The 17,224-nt window shown below is 67.7% G+C and carries 16 protein-coding genes; 11 read left to right on the plus strand and 5 right to left on the minus strand.

All coding sequences use genetic code 11. The features are described 5' to 3' along the window. Nucleotides 1–98: 98 nt before the first annotated feature. A complete protein-coding gene (clpB, locus tag QLQ15_RS07995) occupies nt 99–2,684 on the plus strand; it encodes an ATP-dependent chaperone ClpB (RefSeq protein ID WP_283212293.1) in 2,586 nt (861 codons plus the stop codon). A 62-nt stretch (nt 2,685–2,746) separates the two neighbouring features. Here clpB and QLQ15_RS08000 read toward each other — a convergent pair whose 3' ends face one another. The 3 genes from QLQ15_RS08000 to ybaL all read right to left on the minus strand — a co-directional run bounded on the left by QLQ15_RS08000 (nt 2,747) and on the right by ybaL (nt 5,834). Next, nucleotides 2,747–3,319 carry a hypothetical protein gene (locus QLQ15_RS08000; RefSeq protein WP_283212294.1) on the minus strand — a complete coding sequence of 191 codons (573 nt, stop codon included), beginning with the start codon at nt 3,317–3,319 and terminating at the stop codon, nt 2,747–2,749. Between the two features lie 144 nt (nt 3,320–3,463). Next, nucleotides 3,464–4,126 (minus strand): YceH family protein, encoded by a 663-nt coding sequence (locus QLQ15_RS08005; RefSeq protein WP_283212295.1) that lies wholly within the window; start codon nt 4,124–4,126, stop codon nt 3,464–3,466. 16 nt (nt 4,127–4,142) lie between these two features. Next, nucleotides 4,143–5,834 (minus strand): YbaL family putative K(+) efflux transporter, encoded by a 1,692-nt coding sequence (ybaL, locus tag QLQ15_RS08010; RefSeq protein ID WP_283212296.1) that lies wholly within the window; start codon nt 5,832–5,834, stop codon nt 4,143–4,145. Nucleotides 5,835–6,008: 174 nt separating this feature from the next. On the opposite strand from ybaL, the gene QLQ15_RS08015 reads away from it, so the two are divergent. Then, nucleotides 6,009–7,853 carry an ABC-F family ATP-binding cassette domain-containing protein gene (locus tag QLQ15_RS08015; protein WP_283212297.1) on the plus strand — a complete coding sequence of 615 codons (1,845 nt, stop codon included), beginning with the start codon at nt 6,009–6,011 and terminating at the stop codon, nt 7,851–7,853. A 13-nt stretch (nt 7,854–7,866) separates the two neighbouring features. On the opposite strand, the gene QLQ15_RS08020 is transcribed toward QLQ15_RS08015, so the two are convergent. Continuing rightward, nucleotides 7,867–8,805, minus strand: coding sequence for a PhzF family phenazine biosynthesis isomerase (locus QLQ15_RS08020; RefSeq protein ID WP_283212298.1), 939 nt, complete (start codon nt 8,803–8,805; stop codon nt 7,867–7,869). Nucleotides 8,806–9,010: 205 nt separating this feature from the next. Here QLQ15_RS08020 and QLQ15_RS08025 point away from each other — a divergent pair, with 205 nt between their 5' ends. After that, nucleotides 9,011–9,304 (plus strand): FmdB family zinc ribbon protein, encoded by a 294-nt coding sequence (locus tag QLQ15_RS08025; RefSeq protein ID WP_283212299.1) that lies wholly within the window; start codon nt 9,011–9,013, stop codon nt 9,302–9,304. 36 nt (nt 9,305–9,340) lie between these two features. Here the strand turns inward: QLQ15_RS08025 and QLQ15_RS08030 are convergent, their stop codons facing one another. Continuing rightward, nucleotides 9,341–9,718 (minus strand): DUF3011 domain-containing protein, encoded by a 378-nt coding sequence (locus QLQ15_RS08030; protein WP_283212300.1) that lies wholly within the window; start codon nt 9,716–9,718, stop codon nt 9,341–9,343. A 295-nt stretch (nt 9,719–10,013) separates the two neighbouring features. On the opposite strand from QLQ15_RS08030, the gene aspS reads away from it, so the two are divergent. From aspS to QLQ15_RS08070, 8 genes are all read left to right on the plus strand, one after another. Beyond that, nucleotides 10,014–11,810: an aspartate--tRNA ligase gene (gene aspS, locus QLQ15_RS08035; RefSeq protein ID WP_283212301.1), complete on the plus strand. Its 1,797-nt coding sequence runs from the start codon at nt 10,014–10,016 to the stop codon at nt 11,808–11,810. A gap of 6 nt (nt 11,811–11,816) precedes the next feature. After that, nucleotides 11,817–12,095: a DNA primase gene (locus QLQ15_RS08040; protein ID WP_283212302.1), complete on the plus strand. Its 279-nt coding sequence runs from the start codon at nt 11,817–11,819 to the stop codon at nt 12,093–12,095. A gap of 2 nt (nt 12,096–12,097) precedes the next feature. Continuing rightward, nucleotides 12,098–12,610 carry a GNAT family N-acetyltransferase gene (locus tag QLQ15_RS08045; protein WP_283212303.1) on the plus strand — a complete coding sequence of 171 codons (513 nt, stop codon included), beginning with the start codon at nt 12,098–12,100 and terminating at the stop codon, nt 12,608–12,610. Between the two features lie 43 nt (nt 12,611–12,653). Next, the gene (locus tag QLQ15_RS08050) at nt 12,654–13,301 is read left to right on the plus strand and encodes an esterase/lipase family protein (protein WP_283212304.1); all 648 of its coding nucleotides are present in this window, start codon (nt 12,654–12,656) and stop codon (nt 13,299–13,301) included. Nucleotides 13,302–13,337: 36 nt separating this feature from the next. After that, on the plus strand, nt 13,338–14,066 hold the full coding sequence (locus tag QLQ15_RS08055; protein WP_283212305.1) for a YebC/PmpR family DNA-binding transcriptional regulator: 729 nt from the start codon (nt 13,338–13,340) through the stop codon (nt 14,064–14,066). A gap of 21 nt (nt 14,067–14,087) precedes the next feature. After that, a complete protein-coding gene (ruvC, locus tag QLQ15_RS08060) occupies nt 14,088–14,615 on the plus strand; it encodes a crossover junction endodeoxyribonuclease RuvC (RefSeq protein WP_283212306.1) in 528 nt (175 codons plus the stop codon). Continuing rightward, complete coding sequence (gene ruvA, locus QLQ15_RS08065; protein ID WP_283212307.1) at nt 14,612–15,202, plus strand: Holliday junction branch migration protein RuvA; 591 nt, start codon at nt 14,612–14,614, stop codon at nt 15,200–15,202. The genes ruvC and ruvA overlap by 4 nt, the downstream gene beginning before the upstream one ends. A 113-nt stretch (nt 15,203–15,315) precedes the next feature. Then, nucleotides 15,316–17,169 (plus strand): potassium transporter Kup, encoded by a 1,854-nt coding sequence (locus QLQ15_RS08070; RefSeq protein ID WP_283213966.1) that lies wholly within the window; start codon nt 15,316–15,318, stop codon nt 17,167–17,169. Nucleotides 17,170–17,224 lie beyond the last annotated feature (55 nt).

Here is a 17,224-nt window from a genome sequence, read left to right on the forward strand (position 1 = left end):
GGACGTCTCCCAACCCGCTTGAATTGGCCCCCGGCGGGCCGCATCTGGTGCGCATTGCGGCCGCAACACGGGCCGCCACCAATTCAGAGGGACTTCCCATGCGGATGGACAAACTCACCTCGCGCTTCCAGCAGGCGTTGGCCGACGCGCAGTCGCTGGCCATCGGGCGCGACCACAACGTCATCGAACCGGTGCATCTGATGACCGCGCTGCTCGAACAGAGCGGCGGCAGCACGCGACCGTTGCTGTCGCAGGCCGGCGTCAACGTGCCGCTGCTGCGCGAACGCCTGGGCGAAGCGCTGGAGAAGCTGCCCAAGGTCACCGGCCAGGCAGGGCAGATCAGCGTGGGCAACGACCTGGCGCGCCTGCTCAACGTCACCGACAAGCTGGCCCAGCAGCGCAACGATGCCTTCATCGCCAGCGAGCTGTTCGTGCTGGCCGCGCTGGACGACAACGGCGAACTCGGCCGCGCGCTCAAGGCTGCCGGCGCCAACAAACAGAAACTGGAAGCGGCCATCGACAAGGTCCGCGGAGGCGAGAGCGTGCAGTCCGAGAATGCGGAAGACCAGCGTCAGGCGCTGGAGAAGTACACCATCGACCTCACCGCACGCGCGGAGAACGGCAAGCTCGATCCGGTCATCGGGCGCGACGAGGAAATCCGCCGCACCATCCAGGTGCTGCAGCGCCGCACCAAGAACAACCCCGTGCTGATCGGCGAGCCGGGCGTGGGCAAGACCGCCATCGTCGAAGGGCTCGCCCAGCGCATCATCAATGGCGAAGTGCCGGAAGGCCTGCGGGGCAAGCGCGTGCTGTCGCTCGACATGGGCGCGCTGATCGCCGGCGCCAAGTTCCGCGGCGAATTCGAGGAGCGCCTGAAGGCCGTGCTCAACGACCTGGCCAAGAACGAAGGCCAGATCATCCTGTTCATCGACGAGCTGCACACCATGGTGGGCGCCGGCAAGGCCGAAGGCGCGATGGACGCGGGCAACATGCTCAAGCCCGCGCTCGCCCGTGGCGAGCTGCACTGCATCGGCGCGACGACGCTGGACGAATACCGCCAGTACATCGAGAAGGATGCCGCGCTGGAGCGCCGCTTCCAGAAGGTGTTCGTCGGCGAGCCGAGCGTGGAGGACACCATCGCCATCCTGCGCGGCCTGAAGGAGAAGTACGCCGTGCACCACGGCGTGGAGATCACCGATCCGGCGATCGTCGCCGCGGCCACGCTGTCGAACCGTTACATCGCGGACCGCCAGCTGCCCGACAAGGCCATCGACCTGATGGACGAAGCGGCCTCGCGCATCCGCATGGAGATCGATTCCAAGCCCGAGGAACTCGACCGCAAGGAGCGCCGCCTCATCCAGCTCAAGATCCAGCGCGAGGCGCTGAAGAAGGAGAAGGACGCCGAGTCGAAGCAGCGCCTGGCCGACCTTGAGGACGAGATCGCCAAGCTCGAGCGCGAGTTCAACGACCTGGAAGAAGTGTGGAAGGCCGAGAAGGCCACGCTGCAGGGCGCGACGAAGATCAAGGAGCAGATCGAGCAGGCCAAGCTTGAGCTGGAAGCCGCTCAGCGTCGGCAGGACTTCGCCAAGATGAGCGAGATCCAGTACGGCACGCTGCCGGAACTCGACAAGCAGTTGAAGGCCGCGCAGGAAGCCGAAACCAAGGGCTTCACGCTGCTGCAGGACAAGGTCACCGCGGAGGAGATCGCCGAGGTCGTGGCGCGCTGGACCGGCATTCCCGTCAGCAAGATGCTGGAAGGCGAGCGCGAGAAGCTGCTGCGCATGGAAGACGTGCTGCACACGCGCGTGGTGGGCCAGGAGGAAGCGATCAAGGTCGTGTCCGATGCCGTGCGTCGCTCGCGTGCGGGCCTGTCCGATCCCAACCGTCCTTCGGGTTCGTTCCTCTTCCTCGGCCCGACCGGCGTGGGCAAGACCGAGCTGTGCAAGGCGCTGGCCGAATTCCTGTTCGACTCCTCCGATGCGATGGTGCGCATCGACATGAGCGAGTTCATGGAGAAGCACTCCGTGAGCCGCCTGGTCGGCGCGCCTCCGGGCTACGTGGGTTATGAAGAGGGCGGCTACCTCACCGAAGCCGTGCGTCGTCGTCCGTACAGCGTGATCCTGCTGGACGAGGTCGAGAAGGCGCATCCGGACGTGTTCAACATCCTGCTGCAGGTGCTCGACGACGGTCGCCTGACCGACGGCCAGGGACGCACGGTGGACTTCCGCAACACCGTCATCGTGATGACGTCCAACCTGGGCAGCCAGATGATCCAGGAGATGTCCGGCGACGACTCACCGCAGGCCTACCTGCAGATGAAGAGCGCGGTGATGGGCGTGGTGCAGTCGCACTTCCGCCCGGAGTTCATCAACCGTCTCGACGACATCGTCGTGTTCCATCCGCTGGACAAGGCGCAGATCCGGCAGATCGCACGCATCCAGATCAGCGGCCTGGAGAAGCGCATGGGCGAGCGTGGCCTCAAGCTCGCGCTGTCCGACGACGCGCTGGCGCTGCTGGCCAACGTCGGTTTCGATCCGGTGTACGGCGCGCGTCCGCTCAAGCGCGCGATCCAGCAGCAGCTGGAGAATCCGCTGGCTTCGAAGATCCTGGGCGGCGAGTTCGTCAGTGGCGACACGGTGCAGGTGGACGCGCAGGGCGGGCAACTGGTGTTCCGCAAGGGCTGACGGGAAAAACGGACGGGCCGCCTTTCGGCGGCCCGTGCGGTACAGCAGTGTTCCGCCGCGGATTACTTGGCGACGAACTTCAGCGGGCCGTGATACTGCGGCCAAGCGATGGACGATGCGCCACGCTGGTTGAGCGCGACCGCCGGTGTCGAGCCGGACTCGTTCTGCACGCTGGCCATCAGGGTCGGCACCCAGAAGTTCAACGCGAAGGTCGCGTCCTTGTAGATGACCGGCGTGATGTTCAGCGTGGTCGTCTTGCCCGGCTCGATGGTGAAGGACAGGACGTCCTGGTTCACGAACGCGCCCTTGTCGAGGATCTTCTGGACACTGAAGCCGGTGCTCATTTCCAGGCCGATGCCGGTGATCCGATACGTGCCGGCCGGGAGCGTCAGCGTTTCGGACTGGCTGTAGCGGGTCATGTGATTGACCGGGTGATCGATGAACTGCTTGGCGACCGTGGTGAACACCAGCAGGTCGTCCTTGATGCCCCATTCCAGGCCGCCGTTGCGCAGCTGCTTGTCGACCTTCTTGGGCAGTTCCTTTTCACTCGTGAACTGGGCGACGTTCACCGTCAGCGTGCCCGTGCCTTCCTGCGCGACGGCGCCCTGGCAGAACGCCAGTGCGACCAGCAGCATTACGCCCCTGAAGAGTTTCCCTGTCACTGTTGTCATCCCCTGTGAGTGCGACCGCAGTCTGCGGGGCAGCGATGGCATCCCGGAGCGGTGCGGCAGGGAATGTAGCAAGCAGCCGCCTCCAGGCGGAAGGCGCGCAGCCGTAGATCAACGTTCGTCCGAATTTCCGTTCCGGTCGGTGTGGACGGCAAGGCGTGCCTCCAGTTCGGTCACGCGTGCTTCCAGCAGGGCGATGCGTTCTTCCATCGCGGCGGCCGGCACGGCGCGTGCCGGCGCGGTGTCCGCGGGCGGCAGCTCCGGTTCGCCGCTGAGCAGATGCGCCCATCGCGATTCGCGCTGCCCGCTCTGGCGGGGCAGTTCACGCACCAGCGTGGGCTCGCGCTGGGCCAGGCGCTCCAGTGCGTACTGCACGTCCTCGGCGCCGTTGAAGCTGGCCATGCGGTCGGCGCGCGTGAGCAGTTCGTACACGGTCTGTGGCCCGCGCAGCATCAACAGCGCGAGCAGCGCCGCCTGAGGACGCGTGATGCCCAGCGTCGTTGCGAAGCGGTGCTCGTAACGATCGGCGCGGCTGCCGTGTTGCGACTTCACCCAGCCGCGTCCTTCCAGTTGGCGAAGCGCGTGGCCCACCGCGCCGGGCTCCAGCTGCATCACCGGTTCGCGCGAGGTCTTCTGGTTGCAGGCCAGCACGATGGCGTTGAGCGTGAGCGGATAGGTGTCGGGCGTGGTCGCTTCCTTCTCGACCAGGCTGGCGACGATGCGCGCCTGCATGGCGTCCAGGAGCGGGTCGGTGCCGGGGGCGGTTTCGGTCATGTCGGGATCGTCGGGTTCAGGCCGTGGCCGGGGGCAGGTGGCGCGAGCCGCGGTACAGCGGTGTGGCCATCACCATTTCGGCCAGGCTGTGGGCCAGTTCGCGTTCGGCCATGACCGCGCCGTCGGCGCCGTGTTCGAGCAGATGCTTCACCTCGGCGTCGCTGTGCGCGCGCGCCACGATGGTCAGCGCCGGGTTGATCTCGCGCAGCTTGGCGATGATCTCGCCGGCTTCCAGCGCGTTGGGGATGGCCAGCATCACCGTGTGCGCACGCTCTGGCGCGGCCTCGCGCAGCACGCGTTCGTTGGCGGCATTGCCACGGATCGCGGGAATGCCGGCCGCGCGTGCGCGATCGACCAGGTCGTCCTCGCCATCGATGACCACCAGGCCCACGCCGTGCTCCTTCAGCAGGCGTCCCAGCTCGCTGCCGACGCGGCCGTAGCCGATCTGGATCACGTGGTCGCGCAGCTCCGGCGGAATCGGCGGGTAGATGTGTTCCTCGGGTTCCGGCGCACGGTTGGCCTTCTCGCGTGCCTCGCGCCGGTCGAGCCAGGCGAACAGCAGCGGATTGACGATGATCGACAGCAGCGCGCCGGCGAGGATCAGGTCCTGGCCCGCCTTGGGCAGGATCTCCAGGCTCACGCCCAGGCCGGCGAGGATGAAGGAGAACTCGCCGATCTGCGCCAGGCTGGCCGAGATCAGCAACGCGGTGCTGTTGGCTTTTCCGAACGCTCGCACGATCGCGTAGGCGGCGATCGACTTGCCGAAGACGATGATCAGGAACGTCGCCAGCACTTCCAGCGGGCGGTGCAGCAGGATGCTCGGATCGAACAGCATGCCGACCGAGACGAAGAACAGCACCGCGAACGCATCGCGCAGCGGCAGCGTCTCGGTGGCGGCCTGATGGCTGAACTCGGATTCGTTGAGCAGCATCCCGGCGAAGAACGCGCCCAGCGCGAAGGACACGTCGAACATCGCCGCAGACCCGAACGCAACGCCCAGCGCGATGGCCAGCACGCACAGCGTGAACAGTTCGCGCGAGCCGGTGCCGGCGACGCGTTCGAGGATCCACGGGATCACGCGACGGCCGACGATCAGCATCACCGCGACGAACGCGCCGACCTTGGCCAGCGTCTTGAACAGCGCTTCCCACACTTCCACCGCGCTGCTTTCCTTGCCGCCGCCACCGAGCAGGCCCGCCAGCGCGGGCAGCAGCACCAGCGCCAGCACCATCGCCAGATCCTCGACGATCAGCCAACCCACCGCGATGCGACCGCGGCCGGTCTCGACCAGGCGCCGTTCTTCCAGTGCGCGCAGCAGCACCACGGTGCTGGCCACCGAGAGCGACAGGCCGAACACCAGACCCGCGCCGTGCGACCAGCCCAGCAGCAGCGCCAGGCCCCAGCCCAGTGCCGTGGCCAGCGCAATCTGCGCGACCGCGCCGGGCAAGGCGATGGCCTTCACGTCGAGCAGGTCGCGCAGCGAGAAGTGCAGGCCGACGCCGAACATCAACAGGATCACACCGATCTCGGCCAGCTGCGGCGCGAGCGTCTGATCCCCGACGAATCCGGGTGTGAAGGGTCCGGCGATCACGCCGGCCAGCAGATAACCCACCAACGGCGACAGCCGGAGCTTCTGGGCAAGGGCGCCGAAGATGAAAGCCAGCACGAAGCCGGCCACCAGGATTGCGATCAGGGACGTGTGATGCATCGGCTCTCCAGAAGGTGATCCTGTTCAGGATGTGGGCCGAGGGTGGGCGACGCAACCCCTGGAGCTGGTTCACGGGCCGCTCGCGCCAGATTGCGTCAGGACGCGTAAACCGCGGGTCAGGGCGTCCGAACCGATAGACTACGCGACCCGTTTTGCCGTTTTCCCGGATCCGACGTGATTTCGTTCCGTAATTTCGCCCTTCGCCGCGGCGAGCGCCTGCTGCTGTCCAATGTCGACCTTGCCCTGCATGCCGGATGGCGCGTGGGTGTGATCGGCCGCAACGGCACCGGCAAATCGTCGCTGTTCGCGGCGCTGCAGGGCGAGGTGGAGGCCGACCAGGGCGATGTCGACATCCCCGCGCGCGTGCGCATCGCCAGCGTCGCACAGGAAACGCCCGCGCTGGACGAGCCTGCGCTGGACTTCGTGCTGTCGGGCGATGCTGCCGTGCACGCGGCCATCGTCGCCGAGCGCGAAGCGATGCATCGCGAGGACTGGGAAGCCGTGGCCGAGGCGCATCACCGCCTGGAAGAGCTGGGTGGCTACGACGCCACCGCGCGCGCCGGCAAGCTGATGCACGGCCTGGGCTTCTCGCCGGACACGCACGAGCGCGCGGTCAAGGAATTCTCCGGCGGCTGGCGCGTTCGCCTGAACCTGGCACGCGCGCTGATGACGCCGTCGGACCTGTTGCTGCTCGACGAACCCACCAACCACCTCGACCTCGATGCCGTGCTGTGGCTCGAACAGTGGCTGCTGAAGTATCCCGGCACGCTGCTGCTGATCTCGCACGACCGCGAGTTCCTCGACGAGGTCACCACGCACACGCTTCACCTGCACGACGGCAAGGGCAAGCTCTACACGGGTGATTACACCGCGTTCGAGCGCCAGCGCGCCGAGCATCTGCGTCTGCAGCAGATCACCCACGAGAAGGTGCAGGCCGAGCGTGCGCACCTGCAGAAGTTCATCGACCGCTTCAGCGCCAGCGCGGCCAAGGCCAAGCAGGCGCAGTCGCGCGTCAAGCGACTGGCCAAGATGGCCAACACCGAGGCCGTGCGCGTGGAGCGCGCGCTGCGAATCGAGTTCCCCGCGCCGGACAAGCTGCCGCACGCGCTGCTGCGCCTGAACGACGCCGACTGCGGTTACGGCGACCACACCGTGCTCGACAACGTCCGCTTCGTGCTGGAAGCCGGCGACCGCGTCGCGCTGCTGGGCCCCAACGGCGCCGGCAAGTCCACGCTGGTGAAGTCGCTGGTCGGTGAGCTGCCTCTGCTCACCGGCGAACGCGGCGGCCATCCCGACCTGCGCATCGGTTACTTCGCCCAGCACACGGTTGAATCGCTGCAGGAAGGTCGCAGCCCGATCGATCACCTGGGCGATATCGCGCCGGGCGTGGGTTCGCAGCCGCTGCGCGACTTCCTGGGCAAGTGGAATTTCCCGGGCGATCGCGCGTTCGAATCGGTCGACGGCTTCTCCGGCGGCGAACGCGCGCGCCTGGCGCTGGCGCTGATCGCCTGGCGCAAGCCCAACGTACTGCTGCTGGACGAACCGACCAACCACCTCGACCTGGACATGCGCGAGGCGCTGGCCGAGGCGCTGGCGGATTTCGACGGCGCGATCGTGCTGGTGTCGCACGATCGACACCTCATCGGCCTGGTCTGCGACACGTTCTGGCGCGTGGCCGACGGCGTCGCCCAGCCGTTCGACGGCGATCTGGACGCCTACGCCGTGTGGCTGCGCACGCGCGATACCAGCTCGGAAAAGGCCAAGGCTCCCGTTGCCGCCGCGCCGGCACCGAAGACCGCCGCCAAGGCGTCGAAGGTCAACGCGCACAAGCTTTCGCAGGCGGAGGCGCGCGTGGCCGAGCTGGAATCGAAACTGCACACACTCGACATGGACCTGGCCGACCCCGACCGCTACGCCGGCGGCGGCACCGATGCCGTGGAACTGGCGAAGCAGCGCGAGCGCGTCGCGGCGCAGCTCGCGGAAGCGGAAGAAGCGCTGCTGGCGCTGTACGAGGCGTAGGGCGAGGGAACGCTCACGCCGGATCGGGCGAGGCCACGAGGTCCTGCCCGATACGCTCGCCCATCACTGCGCGGCCCTCGATCGTGACCGCGACCGGTTCGCCGTGCTCCACGTCGACCTCCACATCGAGGAAGCCGCCCAGCCCGGCGCCCGTCTGCTGCCGCGCGCGAAAGCGCACCCGCGGGGCATCGGTCGCGATCAGGCCGTGTCGCACGAGGTAGGCACCGAGTGGGCCGTTCGCATTCCCCGTCACTGGATCCTCCTCGATGCCAATGCCGGGCGCGAACATGCGGCCGTGCGTGCGCGCGTCGTCGTCCGCGTCCACATCGAGGGTGAAGACGAAGTAGCCACGCGTGCCGGCGCGTTCGTCGAGCGCGGCCAGGCGCGGCATGTCCGGGCGCAGCGCACGCAGTCGTGCGCGATGGCGGACTGGAACGAGCAGCTTGCCGTGGCCGGTACTGACGAACTGCACGGGCGCGCGTGCATCGAGTTCGTCGATCTCCAGCCCCAGCGCGTCAGCGAGTTCGCGCACCAGCGGCGGCGCCAGCGGCTCGGCGAAGATGGGTGGATTCTGCTGCATGCGGATCACGATGCCGTCGTCGCCCTGCATGGTCTCCACGCGCTGGATGCCCGCGCCGGTGAGTTGGCGACGCACACCGGGCGCGGCGCCTTCCAGCGCCAGCGCGTAGTGCGCGCCGATGGTCGCGTGCCCGCACACCGGCACTTCGACCGAGGGCGTGAAGTAGCGGATGTGCAGGTCGTGATCGTCGCCACGCGCCGGCAGCACGAACGCCGTCTCCGAATAGCCGAGCCGGTGCGCGATGGCCTGCATGCCTGTCTCGTCGAGGTCGCGCGCGTTGGTGACCACGCCGGCGGCATTGCCTTGTCCGCGCTGTGCGGTGAAGGCGTCGATGCGATAGACGCGCAGCTCGTCCGTGCTTGGTTCGCTCATGCGTGAAGCTCCGGCGGGGGAGGGCGAAGTGTAGTGCGGTGTCGGGCGCGGCCTTCAACGTCGCCGGAGTGCCCCTTCGCTACCCCGCCGGCCCGGTTTCCGGTCCGGCGGAACGGCGCATCCGCCTTCCTGAACCGGCGCGCGCCTTGAAATGGCCCGGTTTGCCGCCAGAATGCCCGCCTGCCTTTCGCGATACTCCCGTGCCATGCCGATCTACGCCTTCGAGTGCGCCGCCTGCGGCCACACCTTCGACCGTCTGCAGAAGCTGTCGGACGCCGATCCGGCGGAATGCCCCGTCTGCCATCAGCCGCAGGTGCGTCGTCAGCTGACCGCGCCGCAGTTCCGCCTGGCCGGCGGCGGCTGGTACGAGACGGATTTCAAGAAGGACGGCGACAAGAAGCGGAACCTGGCCGGCGACGGTGCGTCTTCATCCACCAGCACCACGACCGAGGCCAAGCCGGCCGAGAAGAAGACCGAGACGCCTGCGTCGAAGCCCTGAGAAGCAGCCCGGTAGCGCGCCGGAGCCTCGAAGACGTCAGCTGTCCTCGCGCATGAACACGGCGCCGCAGCCGTCGTCCACCCACACCGCGCCTTCGTGCCAACCCCAGTTTCGGTTCTCCACGCAGCGCGTGGCGGCGGTTTCGCGCGCCAGTTTCACCGGCCCACGGAACGGCGTGCGGCACTCGCGGTAGCCGCGGTTCTGGCTGTCGCACAACACCGCGTGGGGCGAGGCGGGAAAGTCCAGCTCGCCCGGGGCGGGCAGGGGGCGTTGCGCCTCCTCGGGCGCCACGAGGGTCAGGCCTACGCGCATCTGCGCCGAGGACCCCGCCTGCACCGCATCGCTGTGGCCTGTCCCCATCAGGAGCAGGGCCAGACTCAATCCCCAGGATGCGTGCTTGAACGGTGCCGTCATGACGCTGGTGCCTCCTCGATTACCGGCCGGACAATGGTCGAGACGCCGGCCAGCAACGCCGGATTCCGGGTCTCGCCCCTGCATCGGCCGCCCTGAGGAAAACTTGAGCGGTCATCCGGACTTTTTTCCGGGGAGGTGGAAGCCTGCCCCGGAGGTCGTCCCGACCCGCGTCCTCTATAGCGCGCGGCCCGTGCAGGCATCGTCAGGGCGAATCGGCGGGGCAGCCTCCGCGCGGTGCCGCTAGAATGCGCAGTTCTCCGGCCCGCAGGCCGGACCGTGCACACCCGGAGCCCCCATGCGTACCCATTTCTGCGGCCTCGTCGACGAGGCCCTGATCGGCCAGACCGTCACCCTGTGCGGCTGGGCCGACGTCGCCCGCAACCTCGGCGGCCTGTGCTTCATCGACCTGCGCGACCATGAAGGCATCGTGCAGATCGTGGCCGAGCCGACGACCGACCCGGAGCTGGGCGCTGGCGAGGCCAATGCCGCCGTGCTCGCGACCGCCGCCCAGGTGGGCTACGAGGACTGCCTGCGCATCACCGGCGTGGTACGCAAGCGCGAGTCGGTCAACAACAAGATCAAGACCGGCCAGGTCGAAGTGGTCGCGGTGAAGATCGAGGTGCTGAACAAGGCCGAGCCGCTGCCGTTCCACGCGCACGAGAACCCGGGCGAAGACATCCGCCTGAAGTACCGCTACCTCGACATGCGCCGCCCCGAGATGCAGAAGATGATGCGCACGCGCATCAAGCTGGTGCAGGCGCTGCGCCGCCATCTCGACGCGAAGGGCTTCCAGGACATCGAGACGCCGATCCTGACCAAGGCCACGCCGGAAGGCGCGCGCGACTTCCTCGTGCCGGCGCGCATGCACCCGGGCGAGTTCTACGCGCTGCCGCAGTCGCCGCAGCTGTTCAAGCAGATCCTGATGATGGCGGGCTTCGACCGCTACTACCAGATCGCGCGCTGCTTCCGCGACGAAGCGCTGCGTGCCGACCGCCAGCTCGAGTTCACCCAGCTCGACATGGAGTTCGCGTGGGTCTCCGAACGCGACGTGCAGGACACGGTCGAGGCGATGATCCGCGAGGTGTTCCGCGAAGTCGTCGACGTCGAGCTGGCGGCGCAGTTCCCGCGCATGACCTACGCCGAAGCGATGCGCCGCTACGGTTCGGACAAGCCGGACCTGCGCATCGCGATGGAATTCACCGACATTGCCGAACTGGTGAAGAACTGCGAGTTCAAGGTCTTCACCGACTGGGCCAACCATGAGGACGGCCGCGTGGTCGCGCTGCGCACCCCGGGTGGCGCGCAGTTCTCGCGCAAGCAGATCGACGACTACGCCGCCTACGCAGGCAAGTACGGCGCCAAGGGCCTGGCGTGGATGAAGATCGACGACGCCTCGAAGGGCCGAGACGGCATCAGCTCGCCCATCGCCAAGTTCCTCGACGACGCGACGCTGGCAGCCATCGTGCAGGCCACCGGCGCGACCACCGGCGACGCCATCTTCTTCGGTGCGGCCACGTACAAGTCTGCCAGCGACTTCATGGGCGCGCTGCGCCTGAAGCTGGGCAAGGACCTGGGCCTGGTGGCGCCGGGCTGGGCGCCGCTGTGGGTCACCGATTTCCCGATGTTCGAGTGGGACGAGGAGGAGGGCCGCTACGTCGCCCTGCATCATCCCTTCACCGCGCCGGCCGTGGATTCCATCGAAGACCTGCGCGCGAACGCGAAGACCGCGGTGTCGCGCGGCTACGACATGGTGCTCAACGGCAACGAGATCGGCGGTGGCTCCATCCGCATCCACAACTCGCAGATGCAGTCGGCGGTGTTCGAGCTGCTGGGCATCGGCGCGGAAGAGGCCGAAGGCAAGTTCGGCTTCCTGCTAGACGCGCTCAAGTTCGGCGCGCCGCCGCACGGCGGCATCGCTTTCGGCATCGACCGCATCGCCGCGCTGATGGCGGGCACCGAGTCGATCCGCGACGTGATCGCTTTCCCGAAGACCACCTCCGCGCAGTGCCTGATGACCGGCGCCCCGTCGCCGGTGCCGGACGTGCAGCTGGCGGAAGTTCACATCCAGGTTCGACCCAAAGAAGGGAAGTAAAACGAAATGACTGAAGTGGCTTTTGATCTCGAGTGGGAACTGCTGGGCGAAACCGGTTCGTCCGAAGGCGCGGGCCTGACGACCGAGCGCGCGCAGGTGTTCGGCGGCTGGCTGGTGCGCACGCGCACGAGCGGTGGGCAGGTGTCGATGGCGTTCGTGGCCGACGACCAGTTCCGCTGGGACGGTGAGGATTTCGGCGACGAGTACGAGGAAGAAGACGAGGACGCCGAGGAAGACGAAGAAGGCGAGGAAGAGTCCGACGAGGACGAAGAGGAAGACAACTAAGCATGGAGCTGCGCCGCGCCGTGCCGGCGGATGCCGACGCGTTGTCGGCGCTGTCCACTGCCTGCTTCACGCAGACGTTCGGCCACCTCTACCCGCCGGACGATCTTGCGACGTTCCTCGACGAGGCCTACGCGGTAGACGCGTGGGCCTCGTTGCTGGAAGACCCCGATTACGCCACCTGGGTGCTCGAAACGGACGGGGTGGCGGTCGGTTACGCGACCGCTGGCGCATGCACGCTGCCGCACGCGGACGTTGCCCCGGGCGATGGCGAACTCAAGCGCCTGTATGTGCTGCGCGCGCACCAGAACGGCGGCTGGGGCGGTCGTCTGTTCGAAGCGGCCATGCAATGGCTGCAGCGCACTGGCCCGCGCACGCTGTGGATCGGCGTGTGGAGCGAGAACTTCGGCGCGCAACGCTTCTACGAGCGGCACGGCTTCGAACGCGTGGGCGCCTACGATTTCGTCGTGGGCAACGTCCGCGACCATGAGTTCATCCTGCGTCGCCAGGCGCGATAGCGCCCGGTTCCTGTCCGGCGGCCGGCTCGTGCACCATGCGGGCATGAGCACCGCCGAGACCGATCACGTCCTCCTCCTCCACGGCCTGTGGATGCCGCGGCTGTCCATGCACTGGATCGCCGCGCGCCTGCGCCGGGCGGGATTCATCCCCGAGTCCTTCGGTTACGCCACGATCGCCGGCGGGCCGGAGGCCGCGATCCCGCGGCTCGCGCGACGCCTGCGCGATCGGCCCTCGCATGTCCTGGCCCACAGCCTGGGCGGGCTGGTCACGCTGACCACGCTGGAGCGCCATCCGGACCTGCCCGTGCCGCGCGTGGTCTGCCTGGGCTCGCCGCTATGCGGGAGCGGGGCGGCGGCGGGACTGGCCGGATACGCGTGGAGCGCTGCTTCGCTGGGGCACAGCGCCGACCTGCTGCGCCGCGGCTGCCATCCCTGGCGCGGAACGGCGCAGGTGGGCGTGGTGGCAGGCACCACGCCACTGGGACTGGGCCGCTATTTCGGGCATTTCCTCGATGCCAACGATGGCACGGTGGCGGTCGCCGAGACCTGCCTGTCGGGGGTGGCCGACCACACGGTCGTGGCCACCAGCCACACCGGGCTGCTGCTGTCGCCCGAAGTCGCGGGGCTGGCGGCGTCGTTCTTTCGCCATGGGCGCTTCCATCTCTCGGGCGAGGCGCGTCCAATCGAGTAAAATTCCCGGCTTCGAAAGCTCCAGCCGGAAGATTCCATGGGTAGAGGTCCCTCCATCGAGGCCCGCAAGAACGCGGTCGACGCGCAGCGCGGCAAGATCTTCACCAAGATCATTCGCGAGATCGGCGTGGCCGCTCGCGGCGGTGGAGGCGATCCCGGGGGCAATCCGCGCCTGCGCGCGGCGGTCGACAAGGCGCTGGCGGTCAACATGTCCAAGGACGTGATCGAGCGCGCCATCAAGAAGGCCACCGGCGAGCTGGAAGGCGTGGAGTACGAGGAGATCCGTTACGAGGGCTACGCCCCCGGCGGTGTCGCCGTCATCGTCGACTGCCTGACCGACAACAAGGTCCGCACCGTCGCCGACGTGCGCCACGCGTTCGGAAAGTTCGGCGGCAACCTCGGTACCGACGGCTCGGTGTCCTTCATGTTCAGGAAGCTCGGCGTGCTGTCCTTCGCCGCCGGCGCCGACGAGGAGAAGATCACCGAGCTGGCCATCGAGGCCGGCGCGGACGACGTGGTGGTCTACGACGACGGCGCCATCGACGTGGTGACCGCGCCGGACGGCTTCGCTGCGGTCAAGGCCGCAATGGAAGGCGCGGGACTCAAGGCGGACATCGCCGAGGTAACGCTGCGCGCCGACAACGACATCGCCGTGGGCGGCGAGACCGCGCAGCAGGTGGTCAAGCTGTTGCGCTGGCTGGAAGACATGGACGACGTCCAGAACGTGTATTCCAACGCCGACCTCGGCGAGGATGCCTACGCTTGATCCGTGGCGTAGGCTGACGACGTGATCCGAATCCTGGGTATCGACCCCGGCTCCCAGCGCACCGGCATCGGCGTCATCGACGTCGCCGCCGACGGGCGCTGCACCTACGTGCACGCACAGGCGCTGAAGCTGCTGGACGCGGAGGATTTCCCGTCGCGCCTGGGCCTGCTGTGCGAGGGGCTGGAGGCGGTGCTGGACCAATGGCAGCCGCAGCAGGTGGCCATCGAGACCGTCTTCATGGACAAGTCGGCGACGTCCGCCCTGAAGCTGGGCCACGCCCGCGGCGCGGCGCTGGCCACGGTGGTGCGCCGGCGCATTCCGATCAGCGAATATGCGCCGCGCGTGATCAAGCAGTCGCTGGTCGGTCGCGGTGCGGCCGACAAGCAGCAGATCCAGCACATGGTGCGGCTGCTGCTGAATCTGCCCGAAGTGAAACTGCAGGCCGACGCCGCCGATGCCCTTGCGGTGGCGCTTACCCATGCCCACATGAGCGCCACGGCGGCGCGCACGGGCCTTTCCACTGCGCTGTTGCGGAGACGTGGAGCATGATCGGTCGTCTGAAAGGCACTCTGGTCCTCAAGCAGCCACCCTGGCTGGTCGTCGACGTCCATGGCGTCGGCTACGAACTCGAAGCGCCCATGAGCACCTTCTACGACCTGCCCGACCTGGGCCGCGAGGTGTCGTTGTTCACCCATTACGCGCAGAAGGAAGACAGCGTCTCGCTGTACGGCTTCCTGCGCGAGGGCGAGCGCCGCCTGTTCCGCGACGTGCAGAAGGTGTCCGGCATCGGTGCGAAGATCGCGCTGGCGGTGCTTTCGGGCGTGTCGGTGGACGAATTCGCACGGTTGGTCCAGTCCGGCGACATCACGGCGTTGACCCGCATTCCCGGCATCGGCAAGAAGACCGCCGAACGCATGGTCGTGGAACTGCGCGACCGAGCCGCCGACCTGGCCGGCGTAGGCGCCACGCTGTCCGCCCCCGGCGGTGCGCACGACCCGCAGAGCGAAGCCGTCATCGCCCTGCAACAGCTGGGTTACAAGCCGGCCGAGGCTTCTCGCATGGCGCGCGAAGCCACCGCCGAGGGCGACGACGCCGCCACCATCATCCGTAAAGCGCTAAAGTCCGCGCTTCGCTGAGCCCCGGCCGTTCCGGCGGCCCGACGCAGACGCCTTCCATGTCCAGTTCCGTTCCCTCATCGCCCGCCGTCCACGGCCACCCCGGCCATGGCAAGCAGGGGCTCGCCAGCCTGATGGTCGGCGCGATCGGCGTCGTCTTCGGCGACATCGGTACCAGTCCGCTGTACACGCTGAAGGAGGCGTTCTCGCCGCACTTCGCCAAGCAACTGGGCATGGTGGTCGACCAGGCGACCGTCCTGGGCATGCTGTCGCTGGTGTTCTGGGCGCTGATGATCGTGGTGACGCTGAAGTACGTCACCATCATCATGCGCGCCGACAACCAGGGCGAGGGCGGCATCATGGCGCTGATGGCGCTGGCCCAGCGCACGCTGGCCAAGGGGTCGCGTTCGGCCTACGTGGTGGGCATCCTGGGCATCTTCGGTGCATCGCTGTTCTTCGGCGACAGCGTGATCACGCCGGCGATCACCGTGCTGGGCGCGGTCGAAGGCCTTGAGATCGCCGCGCCGGGGCTGCACCGCTTCATCGTGCCGTTGTCGGTGGTGATCCTGGTTCTGGTGTTCCTTGCGCAGCGCTTCGGCACCGACAAGGTGGGCCGCGTGTTCGGTCCGGTGATGCTGGTGTGGTTCTTCTCGCTGGCGCTGATCGGCCTGTACAACATCGTCAAGGCGCCGGAGGTCATCCAGGCGCTCAATCCGATGTGGGGCATGCGTTTCTTCGCGTCGCACGGCGCCCTGTCGGTGATGATCCTGGGCGTGGTGGTGCTGGCCGTGACCGGCGGCGAGGCGCTGTACGCCGACATGGGCCACTTCGGCCCGCGTCCGATCCGTCATTCCTGGTACTTCCTCGTCCTGCCGTGCCTGACGCTGAACTACCTGGGGCAGGGCGCGTTCGTGCTGGCGCATCCGGAAGCGGTGAAGAACCCGTTCTTCGAAGCGGTGCCGCCGTGGGCGCTGTACCCGATGATCGTACTGGCGACGATGGCCGCGGTGATCGCCTCGCAGGCGGTCATCACTGGCGCGTACTCCGTGGCGCGCCAGGCGATGCAGCTGGGCTTCCTGCCGCGCATGCAGATCAAGCACACCTCGCACGAGACCATCGGCCAGATCTACGTGCCGTACATCAACTGGCTGCTGATGGTGACGGTGCTGGTGGTGGTGCTGATGTTCCGCAGCTCCACCGCGCTGGCCACGGCCTACGGCATCTCGGTGTCGGCGACGATGCTGATCGACACGCTGCTGCTGGCGCTGGTCGCACGCGCGCTGTGGCCGCGCTGGCGCACCTGGGTGCTGCCGCTGTGCCTGGTCTTCTTCGCGGTCGACCTGGGCTTCGTGGTCGCCAACGGCGCGAAGTTCTTCGACGGCGCGTGGTTCCCGCTCCTGCTGGGCCTGGTGGTGTTCACCCTGCTGCGCACCTGGCGTCGCGGCCGCGAACTGCTGCATGAGGAAGTGCGCAAGGAAGGTATCGACCTGGATACCTTCCTGCCCGGCCTGATGCTGGCGCCGCCCGTGCGCGTTCCGGGCACGGCCATCTTCATGACGGCCGACAAGGGCGTGGTGCCGCACGCGCTGCTGCACAACCTCAAGCACAACAAGGTGCTGCACGAGCGCAACGTGTTCCTCACGGTGGAAACGCTCAACATCCCGTACTCGCCGAAGGAAAAGCGGCTGAAGATCGAGGCCATCGGCGACGACTTCTACCGCGTGCTGGTGCGCTTCGGCTTCATGGAAGTCCCCGACGTGCCGCTGGCGCTGATGCGTTCCTGCGATGCCGGCGGCACCTACTTCGATCCGATGGACACCACGTACTTCGCCAGCCGCGAGACCGTGGTGGCCAGCCGCCATCGCGGCATGCCGATCTGGCGCGATCGCCTGTTCGCCTTCATGCACCGCAATGCCGCGCCGGCCACGGGGTTTTTCCGCATCCCCGGCAACCGCCTGGTGGAACTGGGCGCGCAGGTGGAGATCTGACGCAGGGCAGGGCGTGTCGCACGTCGCTGTGACGGGCCGGGCGCGCGTGCGAACA

The sequence above is a fragment of the Lysobacter stagni genome, assembly GCF_030053425.1.
Classification (GTDB): domain Bacteria; phylum Pseudomonadota; class Gammaproteobacteria; order Xanthomonadales; family Xanthomonadaceae; genus Lysobacter_J; species Lysobacter_J stagni.